This is a genomic window from Pantoea sp. X-Soil-MYKO-1289 (assembly GCF_059730625.1).
In genome coordinates this window covers 44,988-67,452 of sequence record NZ_AP036006.1, presented here as the reverse complement: position 1 = coordinate 67,452, position 22,465 = coordinate 44,988, and the positions used below count along the sequence as shown (strand labels likewise).

Annotated in this window: 23 protein-coding genes; 11 read left to right on the top strand and 12 right to left on the bottom strand. The window is 61.3% G+C overall.

Features of this window, described 5'->3' with window-relative positions; translation table 11 throughout:
- Nucleotides 1-41: 41 nt before the first annotated feature.
- Genes AC6I7Z_RS22270 through AC6I7Z_RS22260 form a run of 3 tightly spaced genes read right to left on the bottom strand, consistent with a single transcriptional unit; the run spans nt 42 to nt 1,300 of the window.
- Nucleotides 42-296 carry a DUF1427 family protein gene (locus AC6I7Z_RS22270; RefSeq protein WP_497815984.1) on the bottom strand — a complete coding sequence of 85 codons (255 nt, stop codon included), beginning with the start codon at nt 294-296 and terminating at the stop codon, nt 42-44.
- A gap of 2 nt (nt 297-298) precedes the next feature.
- The gene (locus AC6I7Z_RS22265; protein ID WP_497815983.1) at nt 299-550 is read right to left on the bottom strand and encodes a DUF1427 family protein; all 252 of its coding nucleotides are present in this window, start codon (nt 548-550) and stop codon (nt 299-301) included.
- A 57-nt stretch (nt 551-607) separates the two neighbouring features.
- The gene (locus tag AC6I7Z_RS22260) at nt 608-1,300 is read right to left on the bottom strand and encodes a hydrolase (RefSeq protein ID WP_497815982.1); all 693 of its coding nucleotides are present in this window, start codon (nt 1,298-1,300) and stop codon (nt 608-610) included.
- 320 nt (nt 1,301-1,620) lie between these two features.
- Between AC6I7Z_RS22260 and AC6I7Z_RS22255 the strand changes: the two genes are divergently transcribed.
- Genes AC6I7Z_RS22255 through AC6I7Z_RS22240 form a run of 4 tightly spaced genes read left to right on the top strand, consistent with a single transcriptional unit; the run spans nt 1,621 to nt 6,398 of the window.
- The gene (locus AC6I7Z_RS22255) at nt 1,621-3,498 is read left to right on the top strand and encodes an amidohydrolase (protein WP_497815981.1); all 1,878 of its coding nucleotides are present in this window, start codon (nt 1,621-1,623) and stop codon (nt 3,496-3,498) included.
- Between the two features lie 5 nt (nt 3,499-3,503).
- Nucleotides 3,504-3,926: a DoxX family protein gene (locus AC6I7Z_RS22250; RefSeq protein ID WP_497815980.1), complete on the top strand. Its 423-nt coding sequence runs from the start codon at nt 3,504-3,506 to the stop codon at nt 3,924-3,926.
- On the top strand, nt 3,913-5,541 hold the full coding sequence (locus tag AC6I7Z_RS22245; RefSeq protein ID WP_497815979.1) for an MFS transporter: 1,629 nt from the start codon (nt 3,913-3,915) through the stop codon (nt 5,539-5,541). The genes AC6I7Z_RS22250 and AC6I7Z_RS22245 overlap by 14 nt, the downstream gene beginning before the upstream one ends.
- 35 nt (nt 5,542-5,576) lie before the next feature.
- Nucleotides 5,577-6,398 carry an alpha/beta fold hydrolase gene (locus AC6I7Z_RS22240; protein WP_497815978.1) on the top strand — a complete coding sequence of 274 codons (822 nt, stop codon included), beginning with the start codon at nt 5,577-5,579 and terminating at the stop codon, nt 6,396-6,398.
- A 207-nt stretch (nt 6,399-6,605) separates the two neighbouring features.
- Here the strand turns inward: AC6I7Z_RS22240 and AC6I7Z_RS22235 are convergent, their stop codons facing one another.
- Together AC6I7Z_RS22235 and AC6I7Z_RS22230 are read right to left on the bottom strand one after the other, a co-directional pair.
- Nucleotides 6,606-6,902 (bottom strand): hypothetical protein, encoded by a 297-nt coding sequence (locus AC6I7Z_RS22235; protein WP_497815977.1) that lies wholly within the window; start codon nt 6,900-6,902, stop codon nt 6,606-6,608.
- An 81-nt stretch (nt 6,903-6,983) separates the two neighbouring features.
- Nucleotides 6,984-7,478 carry an Hsp20 family protein gene (locus tag AC6I7Z_RS22230; protein WP_497815976.1) on the bottom strand — a complete coding sequence of 165 codons (495 nt, stop codon included), beginning with the start codon at nt 7,476-7,478 and terminating at the stop codon, nt 6,984-6,986.
- A 249-nt stretch (nt 7,479-7,727) separates the two neighbouring features.
- On the opposite strand from AC6I7Z_RS22230, the gene AC6I7Z_RS22225 reads away from it, so the two are divergent.
- Nucleotides 7,728-7,937: a DUF1471 domain-containing protein gene (locus AC6I7Z_RS22225; protein ID WP_497815975.1), complete on the top strand. Its 210-nt coding sequence runs from the start codon at nt 7,728-7,730 to the stop codon at nt 7,935-7,937.
- 57 nt (nt 7,938-7,994) lie between these two features.
- Here AC6I7Z_RS22225 and AC6I7Z_RS22220 read toward each other — a convergent pair whose 3' ends face one another.
- Together AC6I7Z_RS22220 and AC6I7Z_RS22215 are read right to left on the bottom strand one after the other, a co-directional pair.
- Entirely contained in the window at nt 7,995-9,437 is a 1,443-nt protein-coding gene (locus AC6I7Z_RS22220) for an amidase family protein (RefSeq protein ID WP_497815974.1), read from the bottom strand.
- Between the two features lie 96 nt (nt 9,438-9,533).
- Nucleotides 9,534-10,022: a GNAT family N-acetyltransferase gene (locus tag AC6I7Z_RS22215; protein WP_497815973.1), complete on the bottom strand. Its 489-nt coding sequence runs from the start codon at nt 10,020-10,022 to the stop codon at nt 9,534-9,536.
- A 94-nt stretch (nt 10,023-10,116) separates the two neighbouring features.
- On the opposite strand from AC6I7Z_RS22215, the gene AC6I7Z_RS22210 reads away from it, so the two are divergent.
- Nucleotides 10,117-11,091, top strand: coding sequence for a LysR family transcriptional regulator (locus AC6I7Z_RS22210; RefSeq protein WP_497815972.1), 975 nt, complete (start codon nt 10,117-10,119; stop codon nt 11,089-11,091).
- A 68-nt stretch (nt 11,092-11,159) separates the two neighbouring features.
- Nucleotides 11,160-12,125, top strand: a complete 966-nt coding sequence (locus AC6I7Z_RS22205; RefSeq protein WP_497815971.1) for a LysR family transcriptional regulator — start codon at nt 11,160-11,162, stop codon at nt 12,123-12,125.
- Nucleotides 12,126-12,155: 30 nt separating this feature from the next.
- Here AC6I7Z_RS22205 and AC6I7Z_RS22200 read toward each other — a convergent pair whose 3' ends face one another.
- Complete coding sequence (locus tag AC6I7Z_RS22200; protein ID WP_497815970.1) at nt 12,156-13,103, bottom strand: LysR family transcriptional regulator; 948 nt, start codon at nt 13,101-13,103, stop codon at nt 12,156-12,158.
- 110 nt (nt 13,104-13,213) lie between these two features.
- Between AC6I7Z_RS22200 and AC6I7Z_RS22195 the strand changes: the two genes are divergently transcribed.
- From AC6I7Z_RS22195 to AC6I7Z_RS22185, 3 genes are all read left to right on the top strand, one after another.
- A complete protein-coding gene (locus tag AC6I7Z_RS22195; RefSeq protein ID WP_497815969.1) occupies nt 13,214-14,608 on the top strand; it encodes an MFS transporter in 1,395 nt (464 codons plus the stop codon).
- 16 nt (nt 14,609-14,624) lie between these two features.
- Entirely contained in the window at nt 14,625-15,797 is a 1,173-nt protein-coding gene (locus AC6I7Z_RS22190) for a M20 aminoacylase family protein (RefSeq protein WP_497815968.1), read from the top strand.
- A gap of 119 nt (nt 15,798-15,916) precedes the next feature.
- Nucleotides 15,917-16,963 (top strand): SDR family oxidoreductase, encoded by a 1,047-nt coding sequence (locus AC6I7Z_RS22185; protein WP_497815967.1) that lies wholly within the window; start codon nt 15,917-15,919, stop codon nt 16,961-16,963.
- Nucleotides 16,964-17,026: 63 nt separating this feature from the next.
- On the opposite strand, the gene AC6I7Z_RS22180 is transcribed toward AC6I7Z_RS22185, so the two are convergent.
- From AC6I7Z_RS22180 to AC6I7Z_RS22165, 4 genes are all read right to left on the bottom strand, one after another.
- The gene (locus AC6I7Z_RS22180) at nt 17,027-18,322 is read right to left on the bottom strand and encodes a CitMHS family transporter (protein WP_497815966.1); all 1,296 of its coding nucleotides are present in this window, start codon (nt 18,320-18,322) and stop codon (nt 17,027-17,029) included.
- Between the two features lie 268 nt (nt 18,323-18,590).
- The gene (locus tag AC6I7Z_RS22175; RefSeq protein WP_497815965.1) at nt 18,591-19,718 is read right to left on the bottom strand and encodes an L-dopachrome tautomerase-related protein; all 1,128 of its coding nucleotides are present in this window, start codon (nt 19,716-19,718) and stop codon (nt 18,591-18,593) included.
- 20 nt (nt 19,719-19,738) lie between these two features.
- Nucleotides 19,739-20,431, bottom strand: a complete 693-nt coding sequence (locus tag AC6I7Z_RS22170; protein ID WP_497815964.1) for an RraA family protein — start codon at nt 20,429-20,431, stop codon at nt 19,739-19,741.
- Nucleotides 20,428-21,408 (bottom strand): hydroxyacid dehydrogenase, encoded by a 981-nt coding sequence (locus tag AC6I7Z_RS22165; protein WP_497815963.1) that lies wholly within the window; start codon nt 21,406-21,408, stop codon nt 20,428-20,430. The genes AC6I7Z_RS22170 and AC6I7Z_RS22165 overlap by 4 nt, the downstream gene beginning before the upstream one ends.
- 94 nt (nt 21,409-21,502) lie before the next feature.
- Here AC6I7Z_RS22165 and AC6I7Z_RS22160 point away from each other — a divergent pair, with 94 nt between their 5' ends.
- Nucleotides 21,503-22,390: a LysR family transcriptional regulator gene (locus tag AC6I7Z_RS22160; RefSeq protein ID WP_497815962.1), complete on the top strand. Its 888-nt coding sequence runs from the start codon at nt 21,503-21,505 to the stop codon at nt 22,388-22,390.
- Nucleotides 22,391-22,465 lie beyond the last annotated feature (75 nt).

Here is a 22,465-nt window from a genome sequence, read left to right as displayed (position 1 = left end):
GTTTTCCTTACATGAAACTCAGGCCTGCGAGAGGCGCTTCCTTAGGAGGCTTTGTCACCTGAGGGCGGGGGCGTGTCGCCGATTTTATGGTGATACTCGTGGCGAAACCAGCGCAGCTTCACCGGCTCGCGCTTAATCACGCTTTTCGCCAGCGGAATAAGATGTTCGCCCACCTGCATGCCGAACAGGCCCAGCAGCGCGATAATCGGCGGCGCGGGCGAGTTCACGCCGAGCGCGGCATAAATCAGGCCGGCCAGCATGCCGACCGCCAGCGAGACAGAATAGGTTTTCAGCATGGTCAGCCTGCGTGGTTGGCAATGGATGAACAGGCGGCCGGGCGCGCGTCGGCGGCGACCTGCGGCTGCGCCGTTGACGGCGCCTGCGCGGTGGCGTCGTGGTGAAACAGCTGCCCGCCGAGGGAGCTGCCGACGATCATGCCGAGCAGTCCCACCAGCGCGACGGCCGGCGGCGCCGGAGACTGGACTTTAAGCAGCGCGTAAACCAGGCCGATCAATACGCCCGCGCCCAGAGAGATCAATAAAGGACTCACAGGTCCTCCTTGTTGGCATGGCGGGCCGGCCCGGCGAAGGGCGGCCCGCTGGACAGATTAACGAACGTTCGCAGGCACCGGGGCCAGCGTACGGTGTTCGCTCTTCTGGCGAGAAGGCGCTTTGTGCACCATGGTGTAGGCGTAATCAACGCCGATGCCGTAGGCGCCTGAATGCTCTTTGGCGATATCCATCACGGCGTTATAGGTCTCTTTGTGCGCCCAGTCGCGCTGCCACTCCAGCATCACCTGCTGCCAGGTGACCGGGATCACGCCAGCCTGAATCATGCGCTGCATCGCGTAGTCGTGCGCTTCTTTCGTGGTGCCGCCTGACGCGTCGGCCACCATATAAATCTCATAATCGCCTTCCAGCATGGCGCACAGCGCGAAGGTGTTGTTGCACACTTCGGTCCACAGACCTGACACGACAACTTTTTTCTTGCCGTTTGCCGCCAGCGCTTCGCGCACTTTCTGATCGTCCCAGGAGTTCATCGAGGTACGCTCAAGAATGTCCTGACCAGGGAAGACGTCCAGCAGCTCCGGGAAGGTGTTGCCGGAGAAGCTTTCCGTCTCAACGGTCGTCAGTACGGTCGGAATGTTGAAGACTTTCGCCGCTTTCGCCAGCGCCACAACGTTGTTTTTCAGCACCTGACGATCGATTGACTGAACGCCAAACGCCATCTGCGGCTGCTGGTCGATAAAGATGATCTGGCAGTTCTGCGGCGTCAGTACTTCAAGTTTGCGATTGGTCATGTCTTTGCCCATTGAGGTTATATTGCTAAGTACCGTGGAAAGAGTAACGGCGTAAATGGACAGTCTCCCTGCTACCCCGATGGCGTTACGTCGCTGAACCGGTGGGTCACTGTCTGAGCGCAGTGTAGGAAGCATTCTTTTTTCAAACTATTATCTTTAGGTATAACTATACGAACGTATACCTATCCTTTTGTATAACTAGACGCTTTCCAGACCTCCCGATCATAATCCCGCCATTCCAGTAGCCTGCGCTTGCGGCAGGACAATGCTCTGTCTGCGGCCGTCCGTGTCGCGTCGGACAACTCAATTCAGGAGATTCTATGGTTACCCTTGGTAAAGCAGACGTCATTCTCACCAATGGCCGGTTTCATACCGTCGATCGCGGCAACCCGATCGCCGATGCCGTCGCCATTCGCGACGGCAAGTTTCTGGAAGTGGGCAGCCTGGCTGAGGTGATGCAGCACCACTGCGAAGGCACCAAAGTCATCGACCTGAAGGGCCATACCGCGATCCCCGGCCTCAACGATTCGCACCTGCACCTGATCCGCGGCGGCCTGAACTACAACCTGGAGCTGCGCTGGGAAGGCGTGCCGTCGGTTGCCGACGCGCTGCGCATGCTGAAAGAGCAGGCGCTGCGCACGCCGACGCCGCAGTGGGTGCGCGTGGTGGGCGGCTGGACCGAGTTTCAGTTCGCCGAACGCCGCATGCCGACGCTGGACGAAATCAACGAAGCCGCGCCGGATACCCCGGTGTTCGTGCTGCACCTCTACGACCGCGCCCTGCTCAACCGCGCCGCGCTCAACGTGGTGGGCTACACCAAAGATACGCCGAACCCGCCGGGCGGCGAGATCCAGCGCGACAGCAACGGCAACCCGACCGGCATGCTGATTGCCCGTCCTAACGCCATGATCCTCTACGCCACGCTGGCGAAAGGGCCGAAGCTGCCGCTGGAGCAGCAGGTCAACTCTACCCGCCAGTTTATGCGCGAGCTGAACCGTCTCGGCCTCACCAGCGCCATCGACGCCGGCGGCGGCTTCCAGAACTACCCGGAAGATTATGAAGTGATCGCCGAGCTGCATGAGAAGAAGCAGATGACGATCCGCATCGCCTATAACCTCTTTACCCAGCGTCCTGGGCACGAGCTGGAAGATTTTGAGAAGTGGACCGATATGCTGACGCCGGGCCAGGGCAGCGACTACTTCCGCCACAACGGCGCAGGCGAGATGCTGGTCTTCTCCGCCGCCGACTTCGAAGACTTCCTTGAGCCGCGCCCCGATCTGGCGCCGGGCATGGAAGATGAGCTGGAGCGCGTGGTGCGTCATCTGGTTGAGCACCGCTGGCCATTCCGCCTGCACGCCACCTACGACGAATCGATCAGCCGCATGCTCGACGTGTTTGAAAAGGTGAACCGCGACATTCCCTTTAACGGTCTGCACTGGTTCTTCGACCACGCCGAAACCGTTACCCAGCGCAATATTGACCGCATTAAAGAGCTGGGCGGCGGCATCGCGGTGCAGCACCGCATGGCGTTCCAGGGCGAATACTTCGCCGAGCGCTACGGCATCGAAGCGACCCGCCACACGCCGCCGGTCGCGCGCATGCTGGAGACCGGCGTGCCGGTGGGTCTCGGCACCGACGCCACGCGCGTCGCCAGCTATAACCCCTGGACAGCGCTCTACTGGCTGGTGTCCGGCCGCACCGTCGGCGGCATGCAGATGTATGACGTCAACGCGCGCCTCGATCGCGACACCGCGCTGATGCTCTGGACCCAGGGCAGCGCCTGGTTCTCCAGCGAGCAGGGCAAAAAGGGCCAGATCAAAGCGGGCCAGCTGGCGGATATGGTGGTGCTGAGCAAAGACTACTTCAGCGTGCCGGAAGAGGAGATCAAAGGCATCGAATCGGTGCTGACGCTGGTGGACGGCAACATCGTTTATGCCGCCGGATCCTTCAGCAGCGAGGCGCCGCCGTCGATTCCGGTTCTGCCTGAGTGGTCGCCGGTGGTCAGGGTGCCGGGTCACTACCGCAGCGCGCCGCCGACCGCCGCCACCCGCGTGGGCATGCAGCAGATGCCGCACCAGTGCAGCGGCCCGTGCGGCGTGCACAGCCACGCCCATGACGTCGCGCGCGGCGCTAATCTGCCGGTCTCCGAGGAGAACGCCTTCTGGGGCGCGCTCGGCTGCAGCTGCTTCGCGTTCTGATCATCATGACGACCTCCTTTTCTCAGCCGCCCCGCATTAACGCGGGGCTGTTCTTCCTGCGCCTCACCGGCTGCCTGCTGCTGCTCTACGTGCACGGATTGCCGAAGGTGTTTTACTTCAGCGAAGAACTGACGCGTATCGAGGATCCTTTCGGCCTCGGTCCCTGGATGAGCCTGCTGCCGGCGATTTTCGCCGAAGTCATCTGCCCGTTATTTATTCTGGTCGGCGTGTTCGCCCGCCTCGCCTGCCTGCCGATTATCGGTGTGCTGCTGGTGGCGATGCTGTTTGTCCATCCCGGCTGGAGCATCGCCGAAGGACAGTTCGGCTGGCTGCTGCTGATTATCTTCACTACCCTGGCGATTACCGGCCCGGGCCAGTGGCGCCTCGGCGCCGGCACGCGCAGAGAGGTTCGCTATGGCGCAGGTTAACGATATCCATGACGTCGCCCAGGGTGACGCGGCGGCGCCCGCCGTGGCTGCCGCATCGCCCTGGCAGCCGCTGCGTCAGCCGCTGTTCCGCATGCTGTGGATCGCGACGGTGGTCTCCAACATCGGCTCCTGGATGAACGACGTCGGCGTTAACTGGACCATGCTGACGCTGAGCGCCGATCCGCTGAGCGTGGCGCTGGTGCAGGCGGCGAGCAGCCTGCCGATGTTCCTGTTCGCGCTGCCCTCCGGCGTGCTGGCCGATATTATCGATCGGCGTAAATACCTGCTGTTCTCGCAGCTGTGGGTCTTTATCGCCGCCGCCGGTCTGACGCTGCTCTCTTTCACCGGGCACGTCACGCCGCTGGCGCTGCTGATTGCCGCCTTCCTGATGAGCACCGGCGCGGCGATGAGCTCGCCGCCGTTCCAGGCGATCGTGCCGGATCTGGTCAGCAAGAGTGAGCTGGGCCCGGCCATCGCGCTGAACTCGCTTGGTATCAACATCAGCCGCGCCATCGGTCCGGCGCTTGGCGGCCTGATCCTGTCGTTCGCGGGGCCGTGGGTGGTCTTTATGCTCAACGCCCTCTCGGTGCTCGGCGTGGCGTGGGTGCTCTATCGCTGGAAAGAGGCGCCGAGCGTCCAGCGGCTGCCGCCGGAGCACTTCTTTTCAGCGGTGCGCGCCGGTCTGCGCTACGTGCACGCCGCGCCGGTGCTGCGCAACGTGCTGGTGCGCACCGTCGCCTTCTTCGTGTTCGGCAGCGCCGGCTGGGCGCTGCTGCCGCTGGTCGCGCGCCGCGAGCTGGGGCTGGGTCCAGGCGGCTACGGCATTATGCTCGCCTTTATCGGCGTGGGCGCCATCAGCGGCGCGGTGCTGCTGCCCCGGCTGCGTAAGCGCTTCAACCCCGATCGGCTGATGGTGCTGGCGAGCCTGATGTTCGCCGCCACCATGCTGGCGCTCGCCTTTATCCGGCACTTCTGGCTGCTGAACGCCTTTGAGTTCTTCACCGGCTTCGCCTGGATTGCCGTGCTGTCGACGCTTAACCTGGGCGCGCAGCGCAGCGCGGCACGCTGGGTGAAAGCGCGCGCGCTGGCGGTCTATCTCACCGTGTTCTTCGGCTCGATGACGGTGGGCAGCGCTATCTGGGGACAGCTGGCGTCGCGTTACGGCATCCCGGCCTCGCTCTGCGTCGCCACCCTGGGCATGGCGCTGGCCTGCCTGACGGTACTGCGCTGGCGGCTTGATCAGGATCCTGACCTCAATCTCGACGTCAGCGAGATCGCCGAGCCGGTGCCAACGCTGGCGATCCATCACGACCGCGGTCCGGTGCGCGTGAGCTACGAGTACCAGATCCGCCAGGCGGACGCTCACGCCTTTACGGTCTGTATGCAGGACATGAGACGCGTGCGCCGTCGCGGCGGCGCCATCAACTGGGCGGTCTACGAAGATATTCTTCAGCCGGGCATCTTCGTCGAGACCTTTGTGGTGGGATCCTGGATGGAGCATCTGCGTCAGCTTGAGCGCTACACCATGAACGACAAGAAAATCGAGAACCGCGTTTATGCATTCCATCAGGGCGAACAGATGCCGGTCGCACGCTATCTGGTTGCGCCTGAATAACGGCTTTTTTCATTCACCATCGCAAGGAACAGACCATGAGCACAATTAACACCGCCGACGGCACGCAGATCTATTTTAAAGACTGGGGCAACGGCAAACCCGTTCTCTTCAGCCACGGCTGGCCGCTGGACGCGGATATGTGGGATAACCAGCTGAACTTCCTGGCGGAGAACGGCTATCGCGTTATCGCGTTCGATCGCCGCGGCTTTGGCCGCTCCGATCAGCCGTGGACCGGCTACGACTACAATACCTTCGCATCGGATATCAACGACCTGATCACCTGCCTCGACCTGCAGGACGTTACGCTGGTGGGCTTCTCGATGGGCGGCGGCGACGTAACGCGCTACATCAACAACTACGGCTCCGCGCGCGTGGCTGGCCTGGTGTTGCTGGGCGCGGTGACGCCGGCCTTCGGACAGCTGGAAGGCTTCCCGCAGGGCGTCGAGCCGTCGGTGTTTGAGGGCATTCTGGCCGGCTTACGCAAGGATCGCGCGCAGTTTATCAGCGACTTTGCCGTGCCTTTCTACGGCACCAACGCCGGACAGACCGTCTCTGAAGGCGTGCTGACGCAGACCCTGAACGTGGCGCTGCTGGCGTCGCTCAAAGGCACGCTGGAGTGCGTGAAGGCGTTTTCCACCACCGATTTCCGTCCAGACATGGCGAAAATCGACGTGCCTGCGCTGGTGATCCACGGCAGCAACGACCAGGTGGTGCCGTTCGAAACCACCGGCAAGCTGGCGGCGTCGATGATCGAAGGCGCGCAGCTGAAGGTGTACGACAATGCGCCGCACGGCTTTGCGGTGACCCACTCCGATCGGCTGAATGCGGATCTGCTGGCGTTCCTGAACGCTCTCTGAATGCGTTTTTCGCGCTGACAAAAGCCGCCCTGCATTAACGCCGGGCGGCTTTAAACCGGCGAATGTAACGCTGTCACTTATCAATATCTTTCAGCGCAAACGCCGTCATGACCAGAAGCGTCGACGTAAAGGACGCATTTACCAGTAAGGCGGTCAGCATCTTCTCCCCCCTGTTTCGCTGTCAGGTAACACCGCGCAGAGCCTGTCTCAGTAAGCGGCCGCCGCCGACGTCTGACTCGCCTCTTTTTCAATCAGCCGCATCAGCAGCGAAATGCGGCGATCGGTTCGCTCCGGCGTATCGGGCGGCAGATGGTAGTGCAGGGTATAGAGTTTCCCTTTCTCATTGAAAAAATCCGCGGCGACCACCGGCATAATGCCGCCCGGCACGCGCTGGTAGTTGACCTGCAGCCGCGAATTGCCCAGTTTCATCCTGACCGCCATGACGCTCTCATCCGCTACTGACGGATAAAGCTGCCTGTCTGCCGGCACGATAATGCGCTTCATGACACACCTCCTGCTGTCCAGATAGATGCATAGCGGGAGGGAGCCGGAACCGGCGCCCTCCCCGGTACGATCGGGCTGCGCTTACGCCTGATGTTCAATCACGTCTGCCGTATGGTGCGCAATAGGTATGCGGCGCGGTTTTTCGCTTTCCGGTATCTCCAGATGCAGGCCGACGCTGAGCAGCCCGTCCTGCAGTCTCGCCTCGGTCACTTTCATCTGTTCCGGCACGCTGTAGCTCAGGCGGAAATCGGTGCGGCTGATGCCGCGGTGCAGCCAGCCGCCGTCGCTGCGCTCGCCGTCCGCGTTCGCCTCGTTTTCCGTGCGCTCCTCTTTCCGGCCGGTCACCGTCAGACGGCCGCCCGCCACCTCGATTTCCAGCTCGCTCTCTTTCCAGCCGGGCACGCTCAGGGTCAGCGCATAGCGCTCATCGTCGAGCTGCCTGAGGTTGTAAGGGGGCGTGACGGCGACAGGCGTATCGCCGGTCAGCTGGCTAAAGAGGCGGTCAATGCGGCTGAAGCGATCGGAAAACAGCGCGTCGCTGAGTAAGGGAAATACGGGGAAAGTACGTGAAGCCATAGTGATAACCTCCTGAATTAATCGTTCATTCAAAAGCTCATCGGGGGAACAGGCGTCTCGCCTGTCCAGTGACAGTTATAGAGTTTTCCAGAGAATTTTCAAGGGCGTCCGGCACGATTTTTTTATCATCAAATATTTTGACTTTATTCAGCAAGAAACAGGGATTTTCACGCCCTGGCCGAATCTCTATTATTGATTCCATCGAGGCAGAACGCCTCACAGCTTAAAAATATCTCTGAGGAATCGACCATGAAAAGCATCAAAACTTTCGTTGCTGTTGCCCTGTTCGCCCTGCTATCTTCCGCCAGCTTTGCCCAGACGGTTACCGCTACCGCCTCTACTCTGGACGGCGCCGAAGCGCAGATCGCCGCACAAGCCAAACTGGCGGGCACCGGTTACAGCATCACGGAGGCCTACGCAGGCAACCAGGTGCATATGACCGCTCGCCTGACCAAATAACCGCGCTGAAAACAGAGAAAAGGGGTCGCCTGCGGGCGGCCCCTTTTCTTTTGCGCTTTAGCCGCGTCGGCTGTCGCCGAGGGACGGCACGATACGTTTGCCGATGACGCGCTCCACCGCCGCGGCGGCCTGCAGCACCAGAAGATCATGCCCGGGCGCGGCATAGAGGGTAACGCCGAAGGGTAAGCCTTCCGCATCCTGCCCGGCCGGGATCGCGGCGACGGGCGCGCCCGCTTTGCCGGTGCATTTCGCCGCCGCCGCCATCGGCGAGAGCAGCAGATCAGCGCGACCGGCCCGGAGCGCCGCCAGAATGCCGGCATCCAGGCTCAGCGCGATATCGGCACGACGATCGCGGCGGTACTGCTCAGAGCGGATATCCGGCGCGGCCTCAGCCGCCTCGAGCAGCGCCTGTCCGTAGGGGATCGCATCCGGATGCGCGCGATTCCACTGGATAAGATCGTTCAGAGAGGTGATGCCGCAGGGCGCAAGCGTGCCGAGCAGCCCGTTAAGGCTTGCGCCGAATTCGCTGCGAAACACGCAGGATCGCACCGCATTCAGCTGCTCCGCCGCGGGCAGATCGCAGGGATCGACGATGACGGCGCCCGCCTGCGCCAGCGCCTCCAGCAGCCGTTCAAACAGCGCCTGTCGACGCTCTGTCAGTACGCTGTCGGCGATAAAGCGCCGCGGCACGCCGATGCGCAGCCCCTGCAGCGATGCGCCGCCGGATGCCTGCGCAAAATCGGCCAGCGTTGCCGTATCCTGCATATCCGCGCCCGCTATCGCCTGATACACCAATAGCGCATCCTCAATGGTGCGCGTCAGCGGCCCCGGCGAATCCTGACTGGGCACCAGTGGGATCACACCGTAGCGGCTGACGCGGCCCACCGAGGGCTTAAAGCTGGCGATCGAGCTGTGCACGGCTGGCGCCTGCAGAGAGTTTTGCGTTTCCGAGCCGATGGCGAAGGCGCAAAAGCCGGCGGCCACCGCCGCTGCCGAACCGACGCTCGACCCCTGGCCCCGGCCATATTGCAGGCCGAGCGGATTACGCACCACGCCACCCGCGCCGCTGAATTCTGCAGGCATGATCTCTGAGACGAAGTCGGCGAACTCCGTCAGGTTGGTTTTGCCCAGCAGCACGGCACCGGCGTCGCGCAGACGGGTAATCAGGCTGGCCTCAAAGGGCGGGCGAAAGGTCGCCAGCGCGCGGGCGCCGGCAGAGGCAGAGCAGCCGTCCAGCGTAAAAATATTGTCTTTAACCAGAAAGGGCACGCCGTGCAGCGGCCCTCTGGAGCGGCCGGCCGCGCGCTCGGCATCTGCGCGCCTCGCCTCTTCACGGGCAGCGGGAGAGAGACTTCTGACGCAGTTAATGTCGCTGTCAAACTGTTCGATGCGGTTCAGGTACCATTCGGTCGCTTCGAGAGAGGTCATTTCGCCCGCCGCGATGGCCGCGCCGATAGCGCGTGCCGAGCCGGTGGCAAGAAGAGAAAAGAGATCGGTCATGTTTTACAGTCCGGGATGTCGACGCAGGAAGGCTAAAAATAGCGCAACCGCGCTGGCGGACTTAGACATTAAGGTGCGCTGTGCGCGAGAAAAGCGTCAGAGCGTATCGCGCGCGGCGAACTTCTCCAGCGCAGGGCCGTCAAGCCGATAGCGCACCCATTCACTCAGAGGAAGCGCATCGATACTGTGGTAAAACTCTTTGGCAGACTTATCCCACTCCAGCACGTTCCACTCAATCCGGCTGCACTGCCGCCTGACCGCCAGCTGAGCGATATACTGCAGCATCGACTTGCCCGCGCCGCGTCCCCGATAGTCAGGGGTAAAGTATAAATCCTCCATATTGAGGCTGCTGCGTCCCAGCCAGGCGGAATAGCTCATGGAAATTACTGAATAACCTGCAATTATGCCATCAATTTCGCAGATATAGGCTTCCGCGGTGGTTTCCGGTGAAAACAGCGACTTTCTGACCTCTTCAATATCGGGAACAGACGCCTGCGGCGCCTCGCGGTAAACGGATAAGCCGTTGATCATATTATAAATGGCGTCAGTATCGTCGAGGCTGGCCTGCCGGATCGTAACACGCATAAATTTTCCCTTAACCAAAGAGTTTGATGGCGATAAGGATAATCGGTATCGTTCAATGAATTAAGTGCAATAAAATCAATTAAAGGTGAATTCCATGCATCATGTGCTGCGGCGGCTCGATCTTAACCTGTTGCCCATCTTCGATGCGGTTTTCCGGCATCGATCCGTCAGGCTGGCGGCGGCGGAACTCTCTATGAGCACCTCGGCGCTCAGCCATGCCCTGACCCGGCTGCGCGATTTCCTTCAGGATCCGCTTTTTTATCGCGAGGGGCATAAGATGTGTCCCAGCGTTTATGCTTGTCAGCTGGCGCCCTGCATCGCCGACGCGCTGTGCGCCCTTAATCAACACCTCAGCCCGGTGCAGCCTTTCGATCCGCTCAGCAGTCAGGAGGCGTTTCGCATCGCGGTGACTGATTACACGGCCTTCAGCGTTTTTCCCGGGCTGATGAACAGCATTCAGGAAACGGCGCCGGGCATCAATTTCGAACTCTGCTACCTGCCCCATAATCCGGCGCTGAATGAGCTGCTGGCGGGCGAAGTGGATCTGGCGCTGAGCTTCAGCGAACCCGATGAGGTCAGGCATCCCGATCTGGAGGAGATCGACCTTTTCAGCGACGAATTTGTGGTGCTCAGCCATGTGGCGCGCGCGACTCTGACGCTGGAGGAGTATCTCGCCGCCGGCCATCTGGTGGTGACGCCCTGGAACGAAAAGAAAGGGCTGCTGGACACGCACCTGGCGCGCATCGGGCTGACGCGGCGCATCACGCTAAAAACCCCGTCAATGCTAAGCTCCCCTTTTATCGTCGCCGAGAGCGCACTGCTGATGGCGATCCCCTCTTCCGTGGCGCGTCGGCTGGCGCAGCTCGCTAACGTGAAAACCTTTCCGCTGCCTTTCGCCGTGCCGCGCTTTACCGTAAAAATTTACTCTCACAAGCGCAGCGGGAAAAAAAGCTCGACGGACTGGCTCAAAAACACCCTCTGTCAAAGCGTTCAGCAGAAAAATGACGCGTTTTCTGGTACAAAACCAGCCCGTATATCCAACGCGCCGGGCGTGCTCAAGCACTCCTGAGGCGCGTGATTCGGTTGACCGCAAAGCCTGAGCGGCGATTCAGGTAAGTCTTGATCAGGGAAGCCTGCATGATACGTCTTGAAGATGTCACCTTGTTCGTCCGTTCCGCCGCGCTGGGCAGCTTTTCCCGCGCGGCCCGCGAAGCCGATATCCTTCCCGGTCAGGTCAGCGCCGCGGTCAACCGGCTGGAGCGCGACCTGAATAAACGGCTGTTTGCGCGATCGACCCGCAGCCTGCGCCTGACCGCCGACGGCGAAGCCTGGCTGCCCTACGCGCAGGAGATGCTGGCTATTTTGCAGGCCGGCGCCGAGCAGCTGCAGGGAGAAGAAGATGAGATGCAGGGCGAGCTGCGGATCGCCGTGCCTTCCGACATCGGACGTAACGTCGTGCTGCCGGTTATTACTGCCTTTTGCGAAAAACACCCCAAACTGTCGCTGCGCATCTCTCTCTCCGACCACGTCAGCGACGTTTTCCGCGACCCGGTGGACGTGGCCATTCGCTACGGCGTGCTGGAGAACAGCAGCTATGTCGCGCTGCCGCTGGCGGAAGATAATCGCCGCGTGCTGGCGGCCTCGCCCGCCTATCTCCAGCAGCACGGCAGACCGCAGCAGCTGGAGGATTTGCTGCGCCATCACTGTCTGCTCTATAGCCTTAACGGGCACGTCTACGACAAGTGGTCCTTTCCGGAAAACGGCGTCAGGCGTCAGCTGACGGTGAACAGCCGTATGCTGTGCGATGACGCAGACGTGGCGCGCCGCTGGGCGGTGGCCGGCATGGGGATCGTCTATAAATCCTGGATCGACGTCAGCGCCGACGTGCTCGCCGGCCGGCTTGAGATCCTGCTGCCCGATCGGCCCGGCGAGGCGGCCCCGCTTAACCTGATCTGTCCGCATCGCAAGCAGTTCTCCCCGGCGATCCGCGAGCTGCACCGGCTGCTGCGCGAGCAGCTTAAAGCCATTACGGCGCTGATGCAGACCCACCCCGCTTTCGGCTATGCCGAAGCAACGCTGCCGTCGAAGCAGCAGCGCGTATAAAGACGCGAGGCGTTTTGCCGCTCGCCGCGATTAGTCGCCGGCGTCGTCGAGCGCCACCATTTCGTGCGCTTCGCTTTGCTGCAGCCAGTCGCGGCTGTTGACGCGCAGCATTTCGATAAAGGCGTGCCCCGCGCTGGAAAGACGGCCGATATTCGGACAAAGGATACCGATGCGGGTGGCTGGCAATACCTCTTTTACCCTTAGCGGACGCAGCCGGTCGTGATAGCCGGGAAAGCGCAGGCGGACAGAGGTCCACATGCTCACCATCGGCGCCTCGTCCATCATGCGCGCCATTATCCAGGGCGATGAGCAGTGCGTAATGCGGGACGGCATCGGCAAGTTATAGCGGCGAAAGACCTGCGCCAGAATGGAGTGCTCGCCCGGCTCATCCCAGTCCAGCCAGTGATAATCCAGCAGATTACGCAAAGCGACCCTGTGCGTCACCGGATGATCCTCGCCGGCGATAAGGGTATTGCTCAAGGCGTACAGGGTTTCCTGGTACATCGGTGCGGTGCCCATGCCGGCCGTAGCGGAGATGACCGCCAGGTCGATGCGATTATTTTCCAGCGCCTCGTAGAGCTGATGCGTGCGGGCCTCCATCGCAATGATTTTTACCCCCGGCAGGCGCTGCTGGAAGCGCAGCAGAGTGGTGGTAAACGGCCCCCAGGCGGCGGCGGAGGTAAAGCCGATGCGCAACTGGCTCATCGACTTGCCCAGCAGGTTATCGATCTCCTCACGCGCCTGGCTCAGGGACTGATCGATATCGCGCGCATGGCGCAGCAGCACCTGACCATACGCATTCAGCGTGGCGCCGCGCGAAGAGCGCTCCAGAATGGGCATGCCGATCTCCGCCTCTATCTCCTGAATGGTTTTGCTGATGGCGGGCTGCGTCAGATGCAGCGTCCGGGCGGCTTTGCTGAGGCTGCCTTGCGCCGCGACCTCCAGCAGCACGTCAAGCTGGTTCAGCTTTAGTTTCATTTCGTCTCTCTCCCGCGCCGTACCTGAATGGTGCAAAAAGCGCGCTATAAAAGGTCAGCCAATATAACCTGACCCATAAAAATTACTCATGGTTGATATGCATTTATTTTATGGCAATAGTGCTGTTTCTCGCCTTTCTCTGCGTCATTACCCGTAAAGATCAGCGTATGAAACAGACCGTCCGATATGCCTCTGCGGAAACCGAGCTTTCCGCCTCGCTCTCCTGTCCTGACGCGGCTCTCTCCCAGCCGCGCAGTCAACAGACGAGGTCGCTGCTGGCGGTGACGCTGGGAAATGGCCTGGAGATTTATGATTTCACCGTTTACAGCTTTTTCTCCGTCATCATCGGCCATCTTTTTTTTCCTGCCGGCAGCGATTCCGCCTCGCTGCTGCTGGCGGTTGCGACCTTCGCCGTAGGGTTTATTATGCGTCCGCTCGGCAGCCTGCTGCTGGGGCAGTATGCCGACAGGCACGGCCGCAAAGCGGCGCTTACCCTGATAATGGGGCTGATGGCGCTGGGGGTGATGATGGTGGCCTTTGCGCCTGTTTACGCGCAGATCGGCCTCTGGGCGCCGCTGCTGCTGGTGATCGGGCGGATGCTGCAGGGATTTTCAGCGGGAGGCGAAGTCGGCGCGGCAACCAGCTGGCTGATGGAGGCGGGCGATCAATCGCAGCGCGGCGTGCGCGTGAGCTGGCAGATGGCCAGCCAGGGCGGCGCGGCGCTCACGGGCGCGGCGCTGGGCGCGCTGCTCACCCACACGCTGAGCAGCGAAGCGCTCTACGCCTGGGGCTGGCGCATTCCGTTTATTCTCGGGCTGGCGATCATGCCGGTGGGGATCTATATCCGCCGCCATCTTCACGAGCCGCCCGTCACGCAGGCGGCGCGGCAGGGAAATCCGGCGCGCGAAATCTGGCGCACGCATCGCCGCAAACTGCTGCTGGGCATTCTGCTGGTGATGAAAAGCACGACGACATTTTATCTTATCGTCTACTACATGCCGGCTTATATGGTGAATGCCCTGCACCAGCCTGCCGCCGCCTCATACTGGATCAGTATTCTTGCCGTGCTGCTGACCCTGGTTGTGCCCTTTTTCGCCGGTAAGCTCGCGGACAAGCTACCGCGGCGCAAACCGATCCTGCTCGCCTGCGCGCTCGGCTCGATGCTGCTGATATGGCCCATTTTCGCGGCCCTGCAGCAGGGCGCGTCGATGCTGCTGGTGCTGCTGCTTATCGCGGTCGATCAGGTACTGGCCAATATCAGCGCGGTGGCGTTCTTTCTTTTGATCCTTGAAGCCTTTCCGCGCCAGGTGCGCGCATCGGGCATGGCGCTGGTGTATGCCATCGGCGTGACGCTGTTCGGCGGCTTCGCCCAGTTCAACGTGACCTGGCTGCTGAACGTCACCGGCGAGGCGATGGCGCCGGCCTGGTATCTTCTGTTTAGCGCGGTCGTTTCGCTGACCGCCCTGATGGCCTGGCGTGAACAGGCCCCGCTTGCCGACGACTGACCCTGAAGGAGAGAGTATGTTGATCACTGAAATCCTGGAATATGAAGCGGAGATGATCGCCATTCGCCGCGATTTTCATCAGCATCCAGAGTTAGGATTTGAAGAGTTTCGCACCAGCCAGCGCATCGCCGAGCTTCTGACCGAGTGGGGATACGAGGTACACCGGGGCCTGGGCGGCACCGGCGTCGTGGGCACCCTGAAGGTGGGCAACGGCGAAAAACGTCTCGCCCTCCGGGCCGATATGGACGCCCTGCCGATGCAGGAGCTGACCGAGGTGCCGTGGCGCAGCGCGGTCGCCGGGAAAATGCATGCCTGCGGGCACGACGGACACTGCGCTATCCTGCTGTCGGCGGCGCGCTATCTGGCGGAAAAGCGCCCTTTCTCCGGCACCCTGCATCTGATTTTCCAGCCGTCTGAAGAGTCGGTCGGCGGCGCGCGGCGGATGATAGAGGATGGCCTTTTCACCCTGTTTCCCTGCGATGCCATATTTGGCCTGCACAATATGCCGCTGCTGCCCGCCGGCACGTTCGTCACCAAACCCGGCGCGCTGATGGCCTCCTCTGACAGCATGACCATTACGCTGCAGGGCAAGGGCGGGCATGGTTCAACGCCGGAGAACTGCCGCGATCCTATCGTCGCGGGCGCGGCGATGATTATGGCGCTGCAGACCATTGTTTCGCGCAATGTCGATCCTCAGGAGGCGGCGGTGGTTACGGTAGGCAGCCTGCAGAGCGGCGCGACCCATAACATCATTCCCGATAAGGCGGAGCTGAAGCTCAATATGCGCACCTTCAGCCAGCAGGTACGCGAGTCGGTGAAGGCGCGGATCCAGACGCTGGTCCAGGCGCAGGCGGAAAGTTTCGGCCTCACCGCGCGCATTGAGCCTGACTTTGGCTATCCGGTGACGGTTAACCATGCGAAGGAGACGGAATTCGCGTTACAGGTGGCGCGCGACGCGTTCGGCGCCGACAGCGTTGCCGATCCGCAGCAGGTGAAAAGCGTGATGGGCAGCGAGGATTTCGCGTTTATGCTGGAGGCGCGCCCGGGCTGCTATCTCTGGCTGGGAACCGGCACAGGCGAGAACGACTATGCCGTGCATCACCCCCTGTATCAGTTCAACGACGCCTGCATTTCAACCGGCGCCACCTATTGGGTGCGGTTAACCGAGGCCTTTTTGCCGCGCCGATGAGTCGGCGCGGCATTGAGGATGCCTGACCGGTTTTTTCGATGAGGCGGCGGCCAGCTTCTACGCTTTAAAGGGGGATAGCCTGCGGCTTTCCCCTTTTTCGCAACCTTACGGAGAGACCTATGCAGCACAAGCACCTACTTTTAGCGGGCGCCAGCGGCGTCGTCGGCTTTGCCGCTCACGATGCCTTTCATCAGGCAGGCTGGCAGATCACCACGCTCGGACGATCGCCGCAGAGCCCTCACGCCTCTCCTCACCTCAGCGCGGATCTCACCTCGGCGGAGGATCTCAGCCGGCACCGCAAGGCGCTGGAGTCCGTTACCCATATTTTCTATGCCGCGCTGCGCCAGGATCCCGACCCGGGCGTGGAGGCGGACGTCAACGCGCTGATGTTTGAAAACCTGATCGCGGCGGTACGCGCGTCAGGTTCGGCGTTAAAACAGATCATCTTCGTGCAGGGCGGCAAGGTCTACGGCGCGCACCTGGGGGTCTATCGCACGCCGGCGCGGGAAGAGGACAGCCGTCATTTTCCGCCTAATCTCTATTTCCGCCATGAGGACTATGCCCGGACACTGGGCGATGAAACGGGTATCGGCTGGACGGCGCTGCGCCCGGACATTGTTATCGGCCACTCTTTCGGCTCGCCGATGAATCTGGGCAATCTGCTTGGCGTCTACGGCACGCTGTGCCGCGAAACCGGCACCGCCCTGCACTTTCCCGGCCCTGACGCGGCCTGGCGCAATACGCTGGTCAATATCACCGACAGCCGCATTCTCGGCCAGAGCGCGCTCTGGGCCGCTGAACATGACAAATATGGCGCGTTCAATATCACCAACGGCGACGTCTTTCGCTGGAGCCACGTCTGGCCGAAGCTGGCGGACTGGTTCGGCGTGCCTGTCGGCGAGGCGCAGCCGATCTCGCTGAGCGAGCGTCTCCACGCCCTGAAGCCGCTCTGGGCTTCGATTGCCGATAAAGCGCAGCTGCAGGAGCGCGATATCGATCGCCTGGCGCTGGGCGGCTTTGGCGATTTTATTTTTCACGTCGAGAAAGATGCGATATTCGACGTGACCAAAGCGCGCCAGCACGGCTTCGACGCGATGACTAAACGCTCCGACGAGGTGCTGATCGCGCATCTGGAGGCGATGCGCAGCAGCAGGCTGATCCCTTAAAAAGGCGGGCGCGGCCGGAACTGCGCCCGATAGCTGAAAAAACTGCGCCTGAAGATGACAGCCTTATGACGGGCTCTGATAAAACGGAAAGGCGCCGAGTAGCAGGCAGCTGGCGAAAAGCACCATGCTGGTGATAAACGACCAGCGCAGGGTGCCGCGCTGCGTCTGCGCATAATCCAGCTTGAGCATCCCCACCAGCAAATAGGTGGAGGCGACCAGCGGGCTGAGAATATGCACCGGCTGTCCGACCAGCGCGGCGCGCGCCATTTCAACCGGCGCAATGCCGTAATGACCGGCGGCCTGCACCAGCACCGGCAGCATGCCGAAATAGAAAACGTCATTGGAGACCAGCCAGGTCACCGGCACGCTAATCAGCGCGGTAATGGCGGCTAAATAGGGGCCCAGCGCGGGCGGAATGATATTAACGATCGCCTGCGCCAGCGCATTCGCCATGCCGGTTTCTGCAAAAATGCCGGTGAATACCGCAGCGGCGAAAATCAGGCTGGCGACGGAGAGAATGGCGGGCGCATGGCGCGCCAGCTGCGCCTGCTGTTGATTAAGCTGCGGAAAGTTGACCAGAAAAATAATGGCCGTCGCCAGCATAAACAGATAGGCCATCGGCACGATATCGAGCACCAGCAGGGCAATTAAAGCGATAGTCAGCAGCCAGTTGGTCCAGAAACGCCAGGCGACGCAGAGTCTCTCTTCGAAAAGAATATTGTGGTGGGCGGCGGTGTCGCGCTGCCAGCCGAGACGCTTACGCTCCTGACGACCCAGAATCCATGCCATCACGAACGTCCAGACAATCGCGGCAAGCAGGGGCAGCAGCAGCGGAATAAACAGCGTGCTGGTTTCAACGTGAACCGCCGTTGCCGCGCGCGCCGTCGGGCCGCCCCAGGGAAGCATATTGCCCAGCCCCGTACACTGTAGCAGCAGACAGGCAGCTTTTAATTTCGACAGGCCGACGCGCTCGTAAATCGGCAGAAAAGCGGAGAGCACGATCATATATACCGTCGCGCCATCGCCATCCAGCGCCACAATAAATCCCAGCAGCGCGGTTCCGGTGAAGATTTTAACCGGATCGCCATCCACGACGGAAACGATACGCTTAATCACCGGATCGAACATGCCGGCATCGGTGACGCTCATAAAATAGAGCATGGCGAAAATCAGCATGACGCCGGTGGGCGCCACGGTGCGTAATCCCTTAATCACCATATCGCCCGTCTCGGCGCCAAAGCCGGCTATTAATGCAAAAAAGGTCGGCACCACAATTAATGCTGTCAGCGCAGACAGTTTTTTGGTCATTAATAAACCAATAAAAAGGGCGAGCATAAGCAGGCTGATCGTCAGCAGCATAATATTATCCTGTTGCAGGGTTAAGGCGCGCTTGTCAGCGACAAACGAGAACGTATCGGCATTTAAAATAAATTTTTATTAGATAATTATTTTTAATATCAACAGCTAATACAATCTTTAAAAGGAGTGGTAACGTGCGCTATTTCATATTTCTTATAAATTTAAAATTGCGCCAGGTGATAATAATCGGGCGTGAAACTCCAGGGTGAAAATCGTATCGCGCTTCACGCCCGCGGTTATTTACAGCGCCAGTCAGGCGACGCTGAAATTATCGATGATCGCGGGGCGACGGGCGCACCGGCAAATCCAGACGATAAAGTTTGACCGGGTACTCAACGGTTGAGGGCTTGCCGCCGGTGGTGGCGGGCGTGCGGTTAATCTGCGCCGACGGCATCCAGAGCTGCCCGTCGGCAATCCACATCGCATCAATCCACACCAGTCGGGGATCCTGCACCACGGTACTCACTTCCCCCTGCGGCGTGATCCGTTTTACGGCGCGGGTATTGATGTCCGAGGCATAGATATTGCCCTCGGCGTCGATGGCGGTGCCGCCCGTGCTCCAGGTATCGATAAACTTCTCCGCGTGGCGCGCGACCTCTTCCGGCGAGAGCGCGGCGTCGTTGAGGTAGCGCGTTTCGATACGCGCCATCGGGCCGGGGATCGCCTGGTAATAAAGCCATTTACCGTCCGGCGAAACCTCCAGCTGATCCAGCCCGACGCGCTTTTCACGCCCGTCGCGCAAAAAGAGCTTTTTCCCGTCGGCGTAGATAGGCAGATGGTCAATAGAGAGCGGATGGTTATCCAGCACCCGCCAGCTTTTGCCCGTTTTCAGATTCAACACCACCAGCCCCACCGCGCCGGGATCGGTGATATAGGCGAAATCGCCGTTGAAGCGCACGTCGTCAAGATAGCTTTCCGCTTTTAACGTCGGCGCCGTGAACAGGTAGCTCGCCACCACTTTGCGGCTGTGAATGTCGATGCGCACCAGCTTCGCGCCCTGCTCGACCGCCTTATCACCGGTGCCGATGCCTTTATTGCCGGCATCCATCACCCAGAGATCGCCCTCCGGGCCGAAGCGCAGCGCGTTGACGTGTAAAAAGTGATGAGCGGGATCCTGGCTCTCCCAGCGGTTCCACTCCGCATTCGGCCAGGCCTCCAGCGCGCCGTTTTTAACTTCGACCAGCTGCGGCCCCGCGCCCTCGGACTGCGTCAGCGAGGCGAATATGCGCCCCTCCGGGCTTACCGTGACGCCGTTCCAGACGCGCGGCGAGGTTTCCACCTGCTGCAGGCGGCTGTCCTGTTGGGTCGGCAGCTCAACCGGCAGCCGATCCTGCGCCCAGAGCGGCGCCGCCGCCAGCGTCGCCAGCAGCGACAACAATTTTGCGGTGCTTTTCATGTTTCCTCCTTGTCTTTCAGTCACAGCGGACACCCTTTCGCGCGCAGAATGGCATTGAAGCGCTCGGGATCGGCGCTGCCCTGCCGGTTGGTTTCGCGGATGCGCGCTTCGCGCTGCTCATGCTCCCGCACGCGAGGCAAGAGCGAAGCCAGCTGCGCCACGGGAATGCTGATCACCCCATCGGCGTCGGCGACAATCAGGTCGCCCGGATTCACCACCAGTCCGGCGCACTGGATAGTGACGTTGATTTCGCCCGGCCCCTCTTTACTCGGACCGCGCAGCGTATTGCCGCGCGCCCAGAGCGCGACGCCGCCCTCGGCCCACTCGTTGACATCGCGAATGGCGCCATCAATGACAAAACCGGCGATTTTTTTGGTCAGGGCGGAGGTGCGCATCAGGCCGCCGATCAGCGCCTGGGTCATATCGCCCGCGCCGTCGATCACCAGCACGTCGCCGGGCTGCGCCATCTCTATCGCTTTATGGATCATCAGGTTGTCGCCGGGCCGCACTTTTACCGTCAGCGCCGGGCCGCACAGCACCAGCGTGGGATCGTTATGCCAGGGCAGCAGGCCCAGCGCGCCGCAGGAGCGCCCCATACAGTCACCGATATTGGGCACCGGTAAGCGGCGAAAGGCGTCGATGGTATCAGCGTCAGGCAGACGATCGCGTTGCCCAATAAAGTAGCCGGCAGGCCAGGTCGAAGAGGGGGTCATGAGGGTTCCTTAAGTACTGCGCGGTTGACACAGGTCAGCGGATTTACCGCCAGACCCTTGAGAAAATCGAGACACTGAAGGGCCGCGAAGCGGGCGACCTTATCCAGCGCTTCCGGCGTGGAGCCGCCGATATGCGGGGTGATCGTCAGGTTTTTCAGGGCGCGAAAAGGGTGATCGCCCGGCAGCGGCTCCGTCGCCACGGTATCCAGCCCGGCGGCGAACAGATGGCCGCTGCGCAGCGCCTCATCCAGCGCCGCCTCGTCAATCAGCTCGCCGCGCGAGGTGTTGATCACCAGCGCGCCTGCCGGAAGCAGCGCAAGCGTGCGGCCGTTGAGCATCTGACGCGTGGCGGCATTGACGGGGCAGTGCAGGCTCAAGACGTGGCTTTGCGCCAGCAGCGCGTCGAGCGACGCCAGCTGTTCTTCAGGATCAATCGCCTGCGGGTCGCGCAGGGCGGGATCGTAAAAGCGCACCCGCATGCCCATGGCGCGCGCCGCGCGCGCGACGCGCTGGCCGATCTCTCCCATGCCCACCAGCCCCAGCGTTTTACCGCTCAGCTCCATGCTGCTGCCGTTGCGCGTCCAGCGCCCTTCGGCAATCTCCTGCTGCTGCCAGCTGATGCGGCGCGCGGCGTTAAGCATCAGCCCCAGCGTCAGCTCGGCCACCGATTGCGCGTTGGTGCCGGGCGTAGTCAGCACCGGGATGCCGAATGAGGTCGCCGCCTCGACGTCGATATTGGTGACGCCGACGCCATGTTTGCAGATCACTTTTAGCGTCGGGCAGGCGGCGATGGCCGTGCGGCTTAGCGTGACGGTACGCGAAATCACCGCGTCGAACGGAATCTGCGCCATCAGCGCCTCGACCTCCGCCGCATCCTGGCTGCCGCGCAGGTAGTGCACTTCGCAGCCCGCTTCTGCCAGCACGCGCTCTCCTCCGGCGCCCAGCACAGGCGCGGTCATCAGAATGGTCCAGCTCATGTGTTACTCCCTTGTTAATTTTCATCTAGCCTGGCAGGATGGAACGATAAAAAGTATTCCGCTTTTTTTATTAATTGATTCCTGTGAGGAATGGATGGAGCTAAAAGATCTCAGTTACCTGCTGGTGGTGCGCGAAACGGCGCACCTGGGCAACGCCGCGCAAGCCCTTGGCATCACGCAGCCTGCGCTGACGAAATGCATTCAGCGGCTGGAAAAATCGTGCGCCACGCGGCTGATTTTGAAGGTGGGGCGCGGCATCAAACTGACCGAGGCGGGATTGCTACTTTGTGAACGCGCTCAAAAAGTGCTGCACCTGATGCAGGTCACTCAGCAGGATTTAAACGCGCTGGGATCCGGGGCAGCGGGCGTGATTCGTCTGGGCGTGGCCGCCACCGCCGCCGAATTTATCCTGCCACACCTGACGCGCGAACTGCTGCAGCGCGCGCCGACGGTGGTGCTCGAGGTACAGGTCGGGATGAACGATCTGCTGCAGTCGCGACTGCGTGAGAACAGGCTCGATCTGATTCTGGGATTTCTGCCCGAGGAAAATCATGAGTTTGCCATCCGACCGCTGACGGAAGATCCGGTGGTGGTGGCGGCCAGCAGCCTTCATCCGCTGGCGGGGGTGCATCCTACGCCAGAACAGCTGAATCAGTTTCAGTGGCTGCTGCCGTCGCCGCAGGTCGCCACGCGACAGTGGCTTGAACAGCGCCTGCGCAGCGGCGGATATGCCCCGCCGCGCGTGCAGATGGAGAGCAATACGCTGTCGCCGCTGCGCCAGGTGCTGGCCCAGACCCAGCTGCTGAGTTTTCTCTCGCGCCGACTGTTGCATGAGGATATGACGCAGCACGCGCTGGTGGAAATTCCCCTGCCGCTGGTGATGATGCCGCGCACCTTTGGCTGGCAATTCCGCTCCCTGAGCGAACTGACCCCCGCGGCGCGCCTGCTGGTGGAGTTGGCGGAAAAACGCTGGCAGTGGTAATCGCCTTTACCCTGCGGTAAATATCGCCACCGCACGAAAAGTCAAAAAAACAATTTATTACGCAGCCTATTTTAA